11 protein-coding genes and 1 tRNA gene are annotated in these 14,615 nt (G+C 62.6%); 3 read left to right on the top strand and 9 right to left on the bottom strand.

From position 1 onward, the window contains the following. Positions 1 to 21: 21 nt before the first annotated feature. From pstA to Q8O80_RS12890, 4 genes are all read right to left on the bottom strand, one after another. Positions 22 to 1,383: a phosphate ABC transporter permease PstA gene (pstA, locus tag Q8O80_RS12905; RefSeq protein WP_305579856.1), complete on the bottom strand. Its 1,362-nt coding sequence runs from the start codon at positions 1,381 to 1,383 to the stop codon at positions 22 to 24. Between the two features lie 2 nt (positions 1,384 to 1,385). Then, the gene (gene pstC, locus Q8O80_RS12900; protein WP_305579855.1) at positions 1,386 to 2,762 is read right to left on the bottom strand and encodes a phosphate ABC transporter permease subunit PstC; all 1,377 of its coding nucleotides are present in this window, start codon (positions 2,760 to 2,762) and stop codon (positions 1,386 to 1,388) included. Between the two features lie 105 nt (positions 2,763 to 2,867). Then, complete coding sequence (locus tag Q8O80_RS12895) at positions 2,868 to 3,899, bottom strand: PstS family phosphate ABC transporter substrate-binding protein (protein WP_305579854.1); 1,032 nt, start codon at positions 3,897 to 3,899, stop codon at positions 2,868 to 2,870. Positions 3,900 to 4,229: 330 nt separating this feature from the next. After that, positions 4,230 to 4,985, bottom strand: coding sequence for an IclR family transcriptional regulator C-terminal domain-containing protein (locus tag Q8O80_RS12890; RefSeq protein WP_305579853.1), 756 nt, complete (start codon positions 4,983 to 4,985; stop codon positions 4,230 to 4,232). A gap of 172 nt (positions 4,986 to 5,157) precedes the next feature. Here Q8O80_RS12890 and Q8O80_RS12885 point away from each other — a divergent pair, with 172 nt between their 5' ends. The 3 genes from Q8O80_RS12885 (at position 5,158) to Q8O80_RS12875 (ending at position 7,084) form a co-directional block, all read left to right on the top strand. Continuing rightward, a complete protein-coding gene (locus tag Q8O80_RS12885) occupies positions 5,158 to 5,907 on the top strand; it encodes a fumarylacetoacetate hydrolase family protein (RefSeq protein ID WP_305579852.1) in 750 nt (249 codons plus the stop codon). Between the two features lie 198 nt (positions 5,908 to 6,105). Next, a tRNA-Ile gene (locus tag Q8O80_RS12880) sits at positions 6,106 to 6,181 on the top strand. A 387-nt stretch (positions 6,182 to 6,568) separates the two neighbouring features. Further along, positions 6,569 to 7,084 (top strand): tetratricopeptide repeat protein, encoded by a 516-nt coding sequence (locus tag Q8O80_RS12875; RefSeq protein WP_305579851.1) that lies wholly within the window; start codon positions 6,569 to 6,571, stop codon positions 7,082 to 7,084. Between the two features lie 169 nt (positions 7,085 to 7,253). Here the strand turns inward: Q8O80_RS12875 and Q8O80_RS12870 are convergent, their stop codons facing one another. The 5 genes from Q8O80_RS12870 to Q8O80_RS12850 all read right to left on the bottom strand — a co-directional run bounded on the left by Q8O80_RS12870 (position 7,254) and on the right by Q8O80_RS12850 (position 14,518). Further along, positions 7,254 to 7,502: a hypothetical protein gene (locus Q8O80_RS12870; RefSeq protein WP_305579850.1), complete on the bottom strand. Its 249-nt coding sequence runs from the start codon at positions 7,500 to 7,502 to the stop codon at positions 7,254 to 7,256. Continuing rightward, positions 7,499 to 8,899, bottom strand: coding sequence for a type II and III secretion system protein family protein (locus Q8O80_RS12865; protein ID WP_305579849.1), 1,401 nt, complete (start codon positions 8,897 to 8,899; stop codon positions 7,499 to 7,501). Before Q8O80_RS12865 ends, Q8O80_RS12870 begins: the two co-directional genes overlap by 4 nt. A gap of 70 nt (positions 8,900 to 8,969) precedes the next feature. Then, positions 8,970 to 9,935: a Flp pilus assembly protein CpaB gene (gene cpaB / locus Q8O80_RS12860; protein ID WP_305579848.1), complete on the bottom strand. Its 966-nt coding sequence runs from the start codon at positions 9,933 to 9,935 to the stop codon at positions 8,970 to 8,972. A 352-nt stretch (positions 9,936 to 10,287) separates the two neighbouring features. Next, the gene (locus Q8O80_RS12855) at positions 10,288 to 13,401 is read right to left on the bottom strand and encodes an efflux RND transporter permease subunit (protein ID WP_305579847.1); all 3,114 of its coding nucleotides are present in this window, start codon (positions 13,399 to 13,401) and stop codon (positions 10,288 to 10,290) included. A 19-nt stretch (positions 13,402 to 13,420) separates the two neighbouring features. Continuing rightward, complete coding sequence (locus Q8O80_RS12850; RefSeq protein ID WP_305579846.1) at positions 13,421 to 14,518, bottom strand: efflux RND transporter periplasmic adaptor subunit; 1,098 nt, start codon at positions 14,516 to 14,518, stop codon at positions 13,421 to 13,423. Positions 14,519 to 14,615 lie beyond the last annotated feature (97 nt).

Below are 14,615 nucleotides of genomic sequence, written 5' to 3'. Positions count from 1 at the left end.
ATCATATCCATTTGGGTCCCCTCAAGCGCGCTTCTCAAGGCGCGAACGCAGGAAGATGGCAATGGCATTGAGCATCAGCATCAATCCCAACAGTACGATGATGGCCGCCGAGGTGCGGGCTTCGAAGAAATTGCGGTTTTCGTTACCCTGCCAGAGATAGATCTGGACCGGAAGCGCGGTTGCCGAATCCATCGGGCTGGACGGGATGTTGGCGATGAAGGCGCTCATGCCGATCAGCAGCAGGGGCGCGGTTTCGCCCAGGGCCTGGGCGACGCCAATGATGGTGGCGGTCAGGATGCCCGGGAAGGTCATGGGCAGCACGTGATGGAACACGGTCTGGTTGCGTGAGGCGCCCAGGCCCAGGGCGGCCTGCCGCAGCGATGGGGGCACTGCGCGGAGCGAGGAGCGTGTCGCAATGATGATCGTCGGTAGCGTCATCAGGGTCAGAACCAGACCCCCGACGATGGGCGCCGAGCGCGGCAAACCAAAATAGTTGATAAACACGGCTGCGCCGAGCAAACCAAAGACAATCGAGGGCACGGCAGCCAGATTGTTGATATTGACCTCAATCAAGTCCGTCCACCGGTTCTTGGGCGCAAATTCTTCCAAATAAACAGCGCTGGCAACGCCAATCGGCACGGCGAGAACGATCACCACCATCATCATGTAAAGCGAGCCCATGAAGGCACCGGCCAGACCGGCTGAGGCGGGCGCAGAGCGGCTATCGACGTTGGTGAATATGTGCCCCGCAAAATCGAAACGAATGATGCCCTGTTCCAGGAACTGGTCGGCAAGCTGGCGAGTTTCCGGTGCTAGCTGCTGTCGGGCATCGGGCTGGGATCGGTCGATTGTGCCCTTTAGCCAATTGTCGGTATTGGCGGACCCGAGGATGGACACCGGCATGGTCTGGCCAAGCACGTCGGGATTGGCGAAATACTGATCACGCAGCTGGAAACGCGCTGCCGTTGTGACCAAGTCGAGCAGATCGCCGGTTTCGATCTCAAACTCTGGCACCTGCGCGCGGATCGCTGTTTCAACGACGGTATTCCAGTTCGACAGCGTCACGGCCCGCTGCCAGTTGGAATAGGCGCGCTGATAGTCAGCATCCGAGTTGCTGTCCTCCCGCTGCGGCTGCGGTCCGCCTTCGATCAGTTCGGGATCAAAATAGGCTTCCAGATGCAGCGTGGACTGCCAGAAAGAAGGCATGCCTTTGGAAAGGATCATGCCGAAGAGGATGGCAACAAAGCCAAGCGCCGCGACAATTGACAGGATGCCGGCCCAGCGGAACAGAACCTCGCTGCGGTGGCGTCGACGAAGGCCCTTGCGGACTTGTTCGCGGTTGCGGCTGCCCGGTGAAGCCGCAGAGAGCAATGTGTCGGTCATGGCTATTCGTATTGCTCCCTGAATTTCCGTACGATGTAGAGAGCCATGACATTCAGCAGCAACGTCATGGCGAACAAGGTCAGACCAAGCGCGAAGGCCACCAGCGATTGCGGGCTGGTAAAATCGGCGTCACCCGTTAGCTGGTTGACGATGCTTACTGTAACCGTTGAAGTCGGCTCGGCAGGATTGAAGCGCAGCACGGGGCTATTGCCGGCAGCCAGCACTACAATCATCGTCTCACCAATGGCGCGGCTTACCGCGAGAAGGACGGCGCCCACAATGCCAGGCAGTGCAGCTGGCAGCAACACATTGCGGATGGTTTCCGACTGCGTCGCACCCAGGCCAAGGGATCCATCGCGCATGGCCCGGGGAACCTGGGCGATGATGTCGTCACTGAGCGAGGAAATGAACGGGATGATCATGATGCCCATCACCACGCCGGCTGTGAGCGCGCTGGTGGCATTGATATCGATGCCCACGGCGTCGCCAGCGGCAGCGAAGAAAGGCCCGACAGTCACCAGGGCGAAGAAGCCGTAGACGATGGTGGGAATGCCGGCGAGAACCTCGATGATCGGCTTGACGACGTTGCGCACCCGCTCATCTGCGTACTGTGACAGATAAATCGCTGACATCAGCCCGATCGGGACCGCAACTAGCATAGCGATGATGCTGATCATGACTGTGCCCCAGAGCAGCGGCAGCAGACCATATTCGCCCGCCGAGCCGGTGCCAGCACTCTGGAAGCGCGGATTCCATGTCGTGCCGAAGAAGAAGTCCAGGGGGTTGATAAAGCTGAAAAACCGCAAGGCATCGGAGAGCAGCGACAGAACGATGCCCAGCGTGGTGACAATGGCCACGGCTGAGCAGGCCATAAGGGCAATACGCACGAAGATTTCGACTTCGGTACGTGCGCGCAGCCGAGGGCCGATGCGGCGCTGCGCCCAAAACAAGCCGCCAGCCCCGATCGCTGCTGCGGCAGCGAGCACTGCGAGAAAGGATATCTGTTGGTAACTGGCAAAGACTTGTGCTGCCACAACTTCTGTCGCGGAGGGCTCGCCGACAACGCCGTAGCCGCTGGCAATGGCTTTCACGCGGGCAATTGCCGCCTGCAGCTGCATCTGTGACAATTGTGCTGTTTCCGGCGGCAATTGCGCCACAATGAAACTATTGGTGACCTGTTCGCTGAATAGCGCCCAGATCCCGATTATGACCATAGCTGGCAAAACCGCAAAGAGAGCCGCCAAGACGCCGTGGTAAATGGGGCGGGAATGCAGGTGCTGGCTTTTGTTGCCAGCGAGCTTGCGGCTGCGGGACCAGCCAACCTGATAGGAAAATGTAAGAAGAACCAGGAGAAGTGCGGCAATGACGAGAGCGTTCACGGCGAACCGGTCCTTCCTGAGGGGAGAGGCTATCTAGCCCATGGTATTCAGGCTTGTAGTGATGGACCCCGGCAAAGCCGGGGTCCATCACATTAGCGCATACGATTACTGAGGCTGGTACTGTTCGGCGTTGTTGAACGCGTCCAGCTGTGCAGCAAGGAACTCGCTGGAAGCAGGCACCAGACCAGCGGCTTCAAGCGTGCCACCAGCACCGGCCATCTGCTCGGACAGGAAGAAGGCAACGTAGTCTTCAATGCCAGGGATCACGCCGATATGGGCGCCCTTGACGTAGAACTGCAGCGGACGGGAAACCGGGTAGTCGCCCGAAGCGATGGTCTCAAGCGAGGGCTCGACGCCCGAAACGGTGGCAACCTTGAGGCTGTCGCGGTTCTGGTCGTAGAAGGACAGGCCGAACACGCCGACAGCTTCGGGGTTGGACTGCAGACGGGCCAGAGTTTCGGTGTAGTCGCCAGCGATTTCCACAACCACGTCCTGACGGGGGGTCAGGCAAGCAGCTTCCATGGCGTCTTCATCCATTTCCGGCAGTTCGGCAGCTTCGCAACCGATAGCGAGGACGCGTTCGTCGAACACTTCGCGCGTGCCGTGGTTGGTGCCGGGGATGGCGATGAAGATGGCCTGATCGGGCAGGGACGCATCGATATCGGACCAGTTGGTGTAGGGATTGGCGACCATTGCGCCGTCAACAGGAACCTGCGCTGCGATGGCCTTGTACAGGTGCACGGGCTCAAGGGCGAAATCGCCCTGTTCGATTCCGGTGGCAAAGACGATGCCGTCAAAACCGAAAACGATCTCGCGGACGTCTTCAACGCCATTGGCCTGGCAGCTTTCCAGTTCTCTTGCACCCATCTTGCTTGACGAGTTAGCGATGTCGAGCGTGGCTTCGCCGACGCCTTCGCACAGCTGACGCTTGCCGCCGCCCGAACCGCCGCCGGCAACATTTGGCGTGTTGAAATCGGGGAACGCGTTGCCGAATTCTTCGGCAACGATCGAAGAGAAGGGAAGAACGGTGGACGAGCCAGCGATCTGAATGGTGTCGCGCGACTGGGCGAAAGCGGCTGGGGTGCCGAATGCGACAAGCGCGACGACGGCAGCACTGGCGAAGATTGCAGACTTCATGGGAATTTCCTTTTCGGAATTCAGTTCAAACCCGGCGGGCCGATCCGAGACATCATCCCTGGCGCCGCCCTTTGACGAGGCCGACCATATGGGGGGCGTGCGACTGTTTTATTGCAGTTCCGTGACGCGTTTGTGACAGTTTATAGCTTTGAAAACAAAGCGTTATTCTGGGAACGAGGCAAAATTTGCCGCGCTGGCGGCGGATCTATTGTGACAATCGCGGCGGGGCGTGCAGACTCAGTGCCCAGGGGCCGGTCCCGTCCAGCTGCCAGTCTAATCCCCGATTGTGACAGCGCTATTATGACCGGCCCGGCAGGCCGGACGGCGCCTTCAGCGCAGCAGGGGACGCACTTCGGCCTGGACCTTGCGCATCAGCGGCAGGAAATTGGCGATCATGTGCGAGGTGGAGGCGCGCGCGGTCTGGGCGCCAATATTGAGCGCAGCCACGGTCTGGCCCCCGGCATTGAGCAGCGGCACGGCGATGGAACACAGGCCCAGCTCAAGCTCCTCATCAATGACGGCAAAACCCTGGGCGGCCACGACGGCCAGTTCGGTGGTGATGGCAGCCAGATCGGCCTTGGTCTTGGCGGTATAGGCGATCAGGTTGGAGCGGCCCAGAATATCGGCGGCAAGCGGGGCGGGCAGGGCGGCCAGCATGATGCGCCCCATCGAGGTGCAGTAAGCGGGCATATGAGCGCCTGCGCCCAGATTGATCGACATGACGCGGCGATGCGCGGCGCGGGCGATATAGAGAATCTCGGTATTGTCGAGAACGGCGGCCGAGGAGGATTCGTGGATCTGGGCGGACAGGGCATCCAGATAGGGTTGAATCAGCCGGGGCAGCGGCGTGGCGGCCAGATAGGAGTGACCCAGATTGAGGATGCGCGGCGCCAGGCGAAAGAACTTGCCGTCATAATTGGCGTAGCCGAGATGGGTGAGGGTCAGCAGGCAGCGGCGGGCGGTGGCCCGTTCGAGGCCCGTGCGGCGGGCGACATCGGTGATCGACAGGCTGGCGTGCTCCTCGTCAAAGCACTCGATGACCGCCAGACCCTTGACCAGGCCGTTGATGATGTCGCCGTCGCGCATGGGAGCTTCCGTCACATTGGGCGCTGACCGAACACAGAGCGCCTGGCGCACAATAGGCGGCGCACCGGCAGGGGGCAATGACGTTGCCTGCCCAGACATCACTTGCGCCGGCGCGGCGTGATGGGACATGTTGCCGGTCCCTGGCGAACCATCGCCGATCATGAGGATGACCATGTCCGACGCTCTGGAAGATGCCGCACTCGCCCTGTTTGAGGCCCGCCATACATCCCGGCCGATCACGGCTTTTCCGGCAAGCTGGGTGCCCCAGACGCTGGCGGAGAGCTATCGTCTGCAGGATGCGGTGATGCGCCATGAGGGCGCGGCAGGCGGCTGGAAGGTGCTGGCAGGGGGCGAGGGCGAGCCGATGTGCTCGCCGATCCCGAAATCGCGTTACCATGACAATGCGGCCACGCTTGATCAGGCCGGGCTGATGGTCTTTCTGAGCGAGGTGGAGGTGGCCGTCAAGCTGGGGCGGACGCTGGCCCGCAAGGCCACGCCCTATACGCCCGAAGACGCGGCGGCAGCGATTGTGTCGGTGCACCCGGCGCTGGAAATGTGCGCCAGTTCATTTGCGGAAGCCGCCGAGGCGCCATCGCTGCTCAAGATGGGCGATCTGCAAAGCAATGCCGCGGTGATCGTGGGGGCGCCGCTGACCCCGCCGACGACACTGGATTTTGCCAGCCTGCCGATCGAGCTGCGCTATGGCGGCGCAGCAGTGGCCCAGACCGAACAGGGCGCCTCATGGCAGGAAATTGTCGCTGCCATTGCCTGGCTCGCCAATCACGCCATCAGCCGCGGGCTGGCGCTGAATGCGGGCGATGTCATCATCACCGGGGCGCGCCTCAAATATCCGGCGACGGGGCCGCTGGCCATCGAGGCCGAACTGGCCGGCATGGCGCCGGTGCAAGTGACGCTGCGCTAGCGGCAACTGCCGTGAGGGGCGGTGGTTGGGGCCGGGACAGCGCAAACCGCTGTCCTCGGCAAACCGGCGGTCTTGGCCGCGTCAGCCTTGGCCGCGTCAAATGGGGAGCGCTGGCGCGACGGGGCACGCCCAAGAGCGCATTTGACCCCTGCCGTTAGCGCGTGCTACCAGCCAACAAAATGCCGAAAACTCGGCATGGGGCCCATAGCTCAATGGTTAGAGCCGACCGCTCATAACGGTCTGGTTCCAGGTTCGAGTCCTGGTGGGCCCACCAACTAATCCCTTGATACTGCATAGTTTTGCCCTCCATTTACGGACGGCACATGGGTTTTGCCAACCGAGCAAGCCCACGCACCGGCCTGGTAAAGTTCAGAATTTTGCCCTTGGCTTTGAGATGATCGGGCGCAAATCGTGCCGAGACGCGCCGGGTGGGCGCGCAAGCCATCCGAACACTTTCGGGACAACATCCGTGCCACGACCGCCGGAGTTTGCTCAGATGCGCCGCGAGACACCGGCATCACTACCCGATGCGGGCTTGCGCCTTGTAAGCGGGCGTTAACTTTGGCGCACGGTATCGCTTTGCATTTACCCAACATACTAAGCTGCCTGCCTATCCTGAGGACCTGAAGCGCCACATGGCGTCGGTACTGAGGTGAGTGACGTGAGCCGATTTGCTGGATTGTTGAATACCGGTGTCCTGGCCGTTGGATTGACCATGCTGTCACTGACGGGCTGCTCGACAGCCAACCTGAGCAGTTTCGGCACCAGCAGTGCCAGCATCCCCGAATTGCGGGCCGGATCCAGCTATACGGCCGATGTCGCACTGGCCGAGGCGCGCGGCCATTTTCACGGCAATGATTTTGGCTACTCAGCGGCGCTCTACAAGAAGGTTGTCGAGTTGTCGCCAAATGATGCGCAGGGCTATATCGGGCTGAGCGCCTCCTATGACCGGCTGGGACGGTTTGACCTGTCAGACCGCGTCTATGCGGCGCTCTACAAGATTTCCGGTGGCACCGCGCAATACTACAACAATGTGGGCTACTCCTATCTGCTGCGCGGCAATGCCGTGGGTGCGCTGACAAATTTCCGCAAGGCAGCGGCGCTCGACCCCAATAATGCGGTGATCGACAACAATATCCAGATGCTGGCCTACTCATCGGCCAGGTCGCGCGCCTGACCCGTGGTCAGGCGCCCGGGCTGGTCTGAGCGGCTAGGCCGGGGGCACGCGATCTTTCCAACGTCTTGCCACCCGCGGGCCAGCGCATAAAAGCGTCAGGCTTTCAGCATGTGCACCGGGCTGTCATTTCCCGGCGGCCAGCGACGATGTGCGATGGGCGTTGTCTGGATCAGGGGCTGGGGGCGGCAACCGCGTCGGACGGGATGACCGAGCCATTCCTGCCAAGCCCGACCGTGGACCTCATCGACGCCGGGTCGATCGTTTCACGCTCGAGATTGGCCTTGACCGCATTGCCCGAACTGAAGGCGACGCGATCTGTGTGCTGCAGATAGTCATAGGTGCAGCCACTGAGCAGCAGGGCAACAGTGAGGAGCACGGCAACAGTCCCCGCCATGCGGGATGGGCGCAGCGGGCTCAATTGGTCGCCTCCGATCCAAGATCGATGATGTAGCCATAGGGACCGACGATCCCCTCGCCGGTCTGGAAGCTGCGGATCATCTTGCGGGTCACTTCCATTTGCCCGAGGGCGAAGAACTCAAGGTCATTGGCGGCCTGGGTCGCGTCCAGCGGCGACGCGGGGGTCTGGCCGGCAACGGAGGGCTGGACCAGGCGCGGCGTAACGATGACGACAAGTTCGGTGTCGTGCTTCTTGTAGCCCGACGATTTGAACAGGGAGCCGAGAATGGGCACGTCGCCGATCCAGGGCAACTGATCCTGGCTGAGGCTGGTGTCGGCCTGGATCAGGCCGGCAACCGAAAAGCTCTGCCCGTCGCGCAACTCGACAGTGGCATCGAGATTGCGGGTGTTGAAGATGGGGTCGCCGCCGGCGGTATAGCCACCGATAACGCTGACCTCGGGCGCCAGGTGGATCTGGATGCGGTCGCCCAGCACCATGGGCGTAAAGGTCAGCCGGACGCCGAAATCGCGGTAGTTGAGCGTGACATTGCCATTGGGATCGGCGACGCGAATGGGGACCTGGCCGCCGGCCAGAAAGCTCGCCTTGACGCCCGACAGGGTGGTCAGATTGGGTTCGGCCAGGGTGCGGACCAGGCGCTTGCCTTCCAGCGCCTTGATCGTGGCATTCAGGCTGATGCCCGAAACGCCCGCCAGAACACTGGTGGCGAATGAGGAGAATGAACCGGCATTGGCCGCCGGACCGCCCGCGCCCCCGCCAATGCTGGCCTGGACGCCGCCGATCGAGCCGCCCCAATTGATCCCCAGCTCACGGCCCGCGTCGCGCTGGGCTTCGAGAATGCGCACCTCGAGATTGACCTGTTGGCCGCCCACCAGCGTTATGGTGTTGACCACGGCGGGGCTGCCATACTGGGCGACGATCTCGAGGGCCTTGTCCATCGACAAGGAGTCGGGGACCGTTCCGGCGAGGCGAACCCGACCGTTGACGGTGGAGACCTGGATACTGGAGCTTGGCACCGCCGCGCGAATGGACTGGGCGATATCGGCGGTGTCGGCGCCTACTTCGACAGCGAGCAGACCGATCGGCACGCCGGTGCTGGAGTAGAGATTGACGGTGGTGGTGCCAAAGGTCTTGCCCACCAGATAGAGCGAACGATCGGTGATGGGTTGGGCTTCGGCAATGGTGGGGTCAGCGGCCACGATCTTGTCGACCGGGCCAGAGACGGTCACCGTCACCGCCTGGGAGACCGGCATGTTGATGCGCAGTACCGAGGTGGTGGACAGATCGTAATGCACGGTCTGGGCCATGGCCTGGCCGGCGCCGGCGAGCAGCAGTATTGCGGCGGCGCGCAGCAGGGTCGTCACTATGAATGTGCGCAGATTGCCTGGGGCTTTTGTCATCTGTTCGCTTCGTTGTGGTTCGTCGGTTGATCGGAGCCTATCTGGCCTTGATCAATGCCGCCTTAATGGGTCACCGTGGCTCCCGGGCACTGCCCGGGTTCCAGAACGGGCTGGTGATCCGGATGGACTGATTGGTGTTGAGCTCGGCGATGGCGTCCGGTTCGGCGAAATCTGTCATCGCGCGCAGGGCCAGGGTCAGCGGCCCGAGCGAGGACGCATTGACCAGGATTTCGGCCTGCTCCTCATCGAGTTCCAGCGTGGCAATGGCATGATCGGCAAAGATCTCGGCGCGTGGATTGTCCGGATCGGCGGGGGCGCCGGTCTGGCCGGTTTCGCCCAGCCGTGTGTTGATCGCCAGGACACGGGCATTGCGCAGGACCGTTTCCGAGGTCTGACCGGCAGATGAAGGGCGGGTCAGAATGACGTCGACATGATCATTGGGCACGATGAAACCGCCGGAGGCGGCTTGGGCCGACACCGTTACGGAGACGCCGCGCATGCCGCTTGCCAGAACCGCCGACAGATAGCCCTGGGCATTGCGGGCCAGCTTGTCCTCGCGAATTGGGTCGCCAGCGAAGATCTCAAAGCGGGCCAGCGTGCCCGTCATCTCGGCTATGGCCTGGGGCGCATCGTCTTCGGTGACATAGTGGGTGTTGATCGCGTCAGTGGGCCAGTATTCCCAGGCGACCGTGGTTTCCGAAAGTTGCTGGCCAATGCCGATGGCTTGCGTGGCGACGAGAATGCGGGTGCCCGTTGGCGGTGGTGCGACGTCGGCGACAACGCTGGGCACGACCTGCTCGGGCGCTGGGCTGGAAACCAGCAGGGCAGCGAGGCCACCTGCGGCCAGCGCAATGACCAGCAGGACCAGCCGGGCCGGTTTGAACATCGAGCTGCGCGGCAAGAAAAACCTGCTCTTGTGTTCAGCGGCAGCACCCCATTGCAGGCCATTGCGCAGTTCATCAAAATTCCGGCGCTCGCCAATGCGGCGCTCGGGTCCGGAATAGGTGTCGGAATTTGCCACACGACGATCGCCCATGCGGCGCTCTTCGCGCATCTGGCCGGAGCCGCTGTCATCTGAGTCCGTAAGACTGACCCGTGGATGCCGGCGCCGCTCAATCCCGGTCAGCTCGGGCGCCTGGGCGGCCGGCTGGCCAGTAGCGGGCGCTGGCGCAGTTCGCGCATTGTCCGTTGCGGCATCAAGTGAAACACGCCTGAGCAAAACAGCCTCGCAGATGCGATCGGCTGGTTGGGATTGACCGCAAAAAAGGACCGTCGCACCACTAGCCTAGCGATGAGCAATCACCGTTGCCTTTTAAAACGGGCATAAATTGTCGTTTCGATCTTAAGGGCTTGGTCAGGTTCGAGTCCGGGCGGAGCGGGGGATTGTCCTATTCAGCCGGTTCCGGCTTGGCGCTGGCTGCGTCCAGCTCCTGCTCAAGCCGTGCTTCTTCCTGGGTTCTGGGCTGCGAAAATCTGGCGAGCAGCAGATAGGCCGCCGGGGTCAGGTAGAGCGTTGATATCGCCGCAAAGCTGAGGCCACCGACCATTACCCAGCCCAGCGCCGAGCGCGCTTCTGCGCCGGCGCCGCTGGCCAATACCAGCGGCAGACCACCGAGAATGGTCGCAATCATGGTCATCATTACCGGGCGCAACCGAATATTGGAGGCCTGCTCGATGGCTTCGCGCACGGGCAACCCTCTGTCGCGCAACTGGTTGGCGAATTCGACGATGAGAATACCGTTCTTGGCCATGATGCCGACGACCAGCACCAGTCCGATCTGGCTGAAGATATTGAGACTCCCCCCGGTCACCAGCAAAGCATAGAGCGCCGCGGCGACGCCGAACGGCACGGTGGTCATGACGATGATTGCGCTCCACAGGCTCTCGAACTGCGCCGCCAGGACCAGCAGAATGATGACCAGGGCAAAGCCGAAGGTGATGAGCAGGCCATTATTGGCCTCACCAATGGTGCGCGCCTCGGCCAAGGGAATGATCGAGACCCCCTCCGGCAGCAGGGGGCGGGCCAGCTCCAGCGTCTGATAGTAGGCGTCGCCAAGCGCGATGCCGCCATCCAGGCTCGCAGTCACCGGCACGGCACGGCGCTGCTGTTCCCGGCTCAGCGAGGGCGGCACCGCTGACTCGACAATGCTGGCGATGGTCGACATGGGCACGAACCGCCCGTCGCCGGTCTTGATGAACAGGCTTTCGAGGTCGCGTGGATCGTTGATCGGGTTGCTGGTCGAGACCAGGCGGACGGTATAGCTGGTGTCATTGATGAAGACATTGCCGATGTCGCTGCCGTCGATCATGGCCTGCAGCGTGGTGGCCAGGCCATTGATGTCGATGCCCAGGGCGTCGGCCTTGGCCCGGTCGACCGTCAGCGTCAGTTGCGGCTGGGTGGTATCGAAATTCACGCTGACGCGGCCAAAGCGACCGTCCTGGTCCAGCAGATCTGCGATTTGCTGGGCCGTGTCGGCGAGCACCGTGTAGTCCGATCCGACCACGGCGAACTGCAGGCCGGCGCCGCCGCCGCGAATGCCCAGGCTGTTGCCTTGCCGGACCGAGGCCCGGATGCCGGGAACCTGTGTCATCAGCGCATTGATCTCGTTGGCGATTTCAGCCTGAGTGCGGTCCCGCTCGCCCCATGGCGCGAGGGTCAGGACCATGAAACCGCCCGTGCCAAAGCCGGAAAGCACAAAGATCGACTGCACTTCGCCATTGTCGAGATAGGGCTGCAACATGGCTTCCACCCGCGTCATCTCGGTGCGAACGTAATCAAGACTGGCGGTGTTGGGCGCCGAGATGCTCAGGGCAAGCTGGGAGCGATCTTCAGGGGGCGTGATTTCCTGCCGCAGATTGCCAAACACGAAATAGGACGAGGCGGCGAACAACAGGGCGATCAGCACCACGACGAAAGGATTGGCCAGCGCGACCCGCAGGGTGACCCGGTAGAAACGCGCCATGCCGCGCCCTATGGCGCCAATAATGCCACCGTGCTGACGGGCGTCGTGAGCCTTGAGGAAGCGTGAGGCGATCATTGGGCCCATCGACAGCGCAACAATCGATGAAATGAGCACCGCAATGGCCAGGGTGAAGCCAAACTCCCGGAACAGGCGCCCGGTCTGGCCCTGCAGGAAAGACAGCGGAACAAACACGGCGGCCAGCGTCAGAGTCGTGGCCACGACGGCAAAGAACACTTCCTGGGTACCCAGCACAGCGGCGGCGCGCGGCCCCATTCCCATGTTCTTTCGCCGCACGATGTTTTCCAGCACCACGATAGCGTCATCCACGACCAGGCCGGTCGCCAGGACCAGCGCCAGCAGGGTGATGATGTTGAGGGAGAATCCGGCCAGGTAGATGCCGGCCACCGCACCAAGCAAGGCGATAGGCATGGCAATGGCAGGCACGATGGTGGCGCGCCAATCGAGCAGGAACAGGAAGATCACGGCAACGACAACCGCCAGTGACACAGCCAGGGCCACCTGAACCTCATGCAGCGCCCCCTCAATGAACACCGCATCGTCGCTGGAGACCTTGATCTCGATACCCTCGGGCAGGGTGTCGTTGAGCCCATCCACCGCGGCATGGATGCCCTTCGATATCTCGATGGTGTTGGACTGCGCCTGCCGCACGATGCCCAGACCAATGCCGGGCTTGCCATCCGAACGCAGCGCGGAGGTGCTGCCGGCGGCGTCGAACACCACCGTGGCCACATCGCCCAGACGCGTGCGCCCTTCGATGATGATGTCTTCAAAGTCGCGCGTCGTGGTGATTTCGGAGATCGCCCGAACGGTGATATTCTGGTTGGGGCCGTTGATGGAGCCTGCCGGCGCGTCAAAGGCGATGGTGGAGAGTGCATTGCGCACATCGGCCACCGTCAGCCCGCGACTGGCCAACTTGAGCGGATCGATATCGACTTCGAAGGCAGTCTCGCGCGTGCCGTAGACCTGAACTTCGGAGACGCCGGCTACCGCGCTGAGGCGCTCGGAAATCACCGCTTCGACCACTTCGCTCATCTCGGCAATCGACATGGTATCGGACGTCACGGCGAGCCGGATGATCGCCTGGGCGTCGCTGTCGGCCTTGTAAATGACCGGGTCGTCGACACCATCGGGAAGGCTGCGGCCGGTACGGCTGAGCGCATCGCGCACATCGGAGGTGGCCACATCAAGATTGGTGCCGTCGGCAAATTCGAGCGTGACGCGGCTGCGGCCCGTCGATGAACTTGATGAAATCGAGGACACGCCCTGCACGCGCGCGACGGCACCCTCAATGATTGCGGTCACTTCGCGGTCGACGGTCTCGGCTGCCGCGCCACTGAATTCAGTCGATATCGACAATACCGGCTGCTCGACGCTGGGCAGTTCGCGCACCTCGGCCCCCAGCAGCGCGGCAAGGCCAGTAACCACAATCAGCGCATTGACCACGGCGGCCAGTATGGGGCGGCGCACGAAAAGCGATGCCAGCGTGCCGCCGCGCTCATTTTTCTGGGCAATGGACATGGCCGGCGCTCCTCGGGGCTCAGGGTTGGGGGATGGCGGTTTCGGCAGTGCCATCAGGACCACTGAGCAAGGTCACCCTGGCGCCATCGCTCAGCTGCAATATGCCCTCGGTTATGATGGCGTCGCCGGCTGCGAGATCGGCCCTGACCAGAACGCCATCGCTGTTGCGTTGCACGATTTCGGCGGGTACGCGGGCCGCCTCGCCGTCAACATATTTCCACACATATGAGCCCTCGGCAGACCACAGGATCGCCAGAGGATTGACCGCTGGATACTGCTCTCCAGGAAAGCTCAGGGCGACCGAGAAAGACATGCCGGCGCGCAGCGCGCCGTCGGCATTGGGGATCTCGGCCTGCACCTGCAAGGTGCGGCTGGCTGGGTCAATACGGCTGTCGATGGCGCGGATCGCGCCCGGGAACTGACGGCCCGCCAGAGCGGTGGCGGCCACGGTGACGGGCGCGTCGAGCGCGATGGCCGGCGCGTAACGTTCCGGCACCCAGAAGTCGATCAGGATCGAGGAGGCGTCATCGATGGTGGTGATCGGCGTCTGTGCGGTGACATAGTTTCCCGGCGTTACGCTGATCAGGCCAATCGTTCCGGCGATCGGGCTGGTGATGGTGCGGCGGGCCAGGGCGACTTCGGCGTTGCGCAGGGCCAGATCGGCATTGGCGGAGGCCAGCTCGGCAGCGGCCACTGCGGTGGTGGCCACCAGGCTGGAGCTGGCGAGGCCCTGCGTGCGGGCCAGGGTTGCGCTGGCATCTTCTGCAGCGAGCACGGCGCGATCATAGTCAATCTGCTCGTTCTCGGACTCCAGTCGCGCCAGAACCTCACCCGCAGCGACGATCTGGCCGGGGCGAACCAGCACTTCGGCAAGATAACCGCCAGCGGGGGAGGAGATGGTAACCGAGCGCGCGGCCGTTCCCTCGCCGATGGCGGTGAGGGTGGCGTTGATGGTTGCCAGGGTCGCCGGCGTCGTCACGACATTGGTCTGTCGACCGCCGGCAGCTCTGCCGCCGCCACTGGCCGGCGGGCCGCCGGGCCGCGTTTCCTGAGCGGGCGAAGCGCCGAAAGGCAGGGCGATGCCATAGTTGGCGAGGGTAAGCGTGGCGCTGGGCACAAAAACGATCCAGGCCGCAACTGCGATGGCCAAAACTACCATGGACGCCAAAAGTTGCCGTATCAAATTCAAACCCCAGACTGTCCAAAGCGCGAAG

The sequence above is a fragment of the Devosia sp. genome (assembly GCF_030689745.1).
Taxonomy (GTDB): domain Bacteria; phylum Pseudomonadota; class Alphaproteobacteria; order Rhizobiales; family Devosiaceae; genus Devosia; species Devosia alba.
The sequence above is the reverse complement of the archived record's forward strand: the minus strand, read 5'-3'. Positions and strand labels throughout refer to the sequence as shown.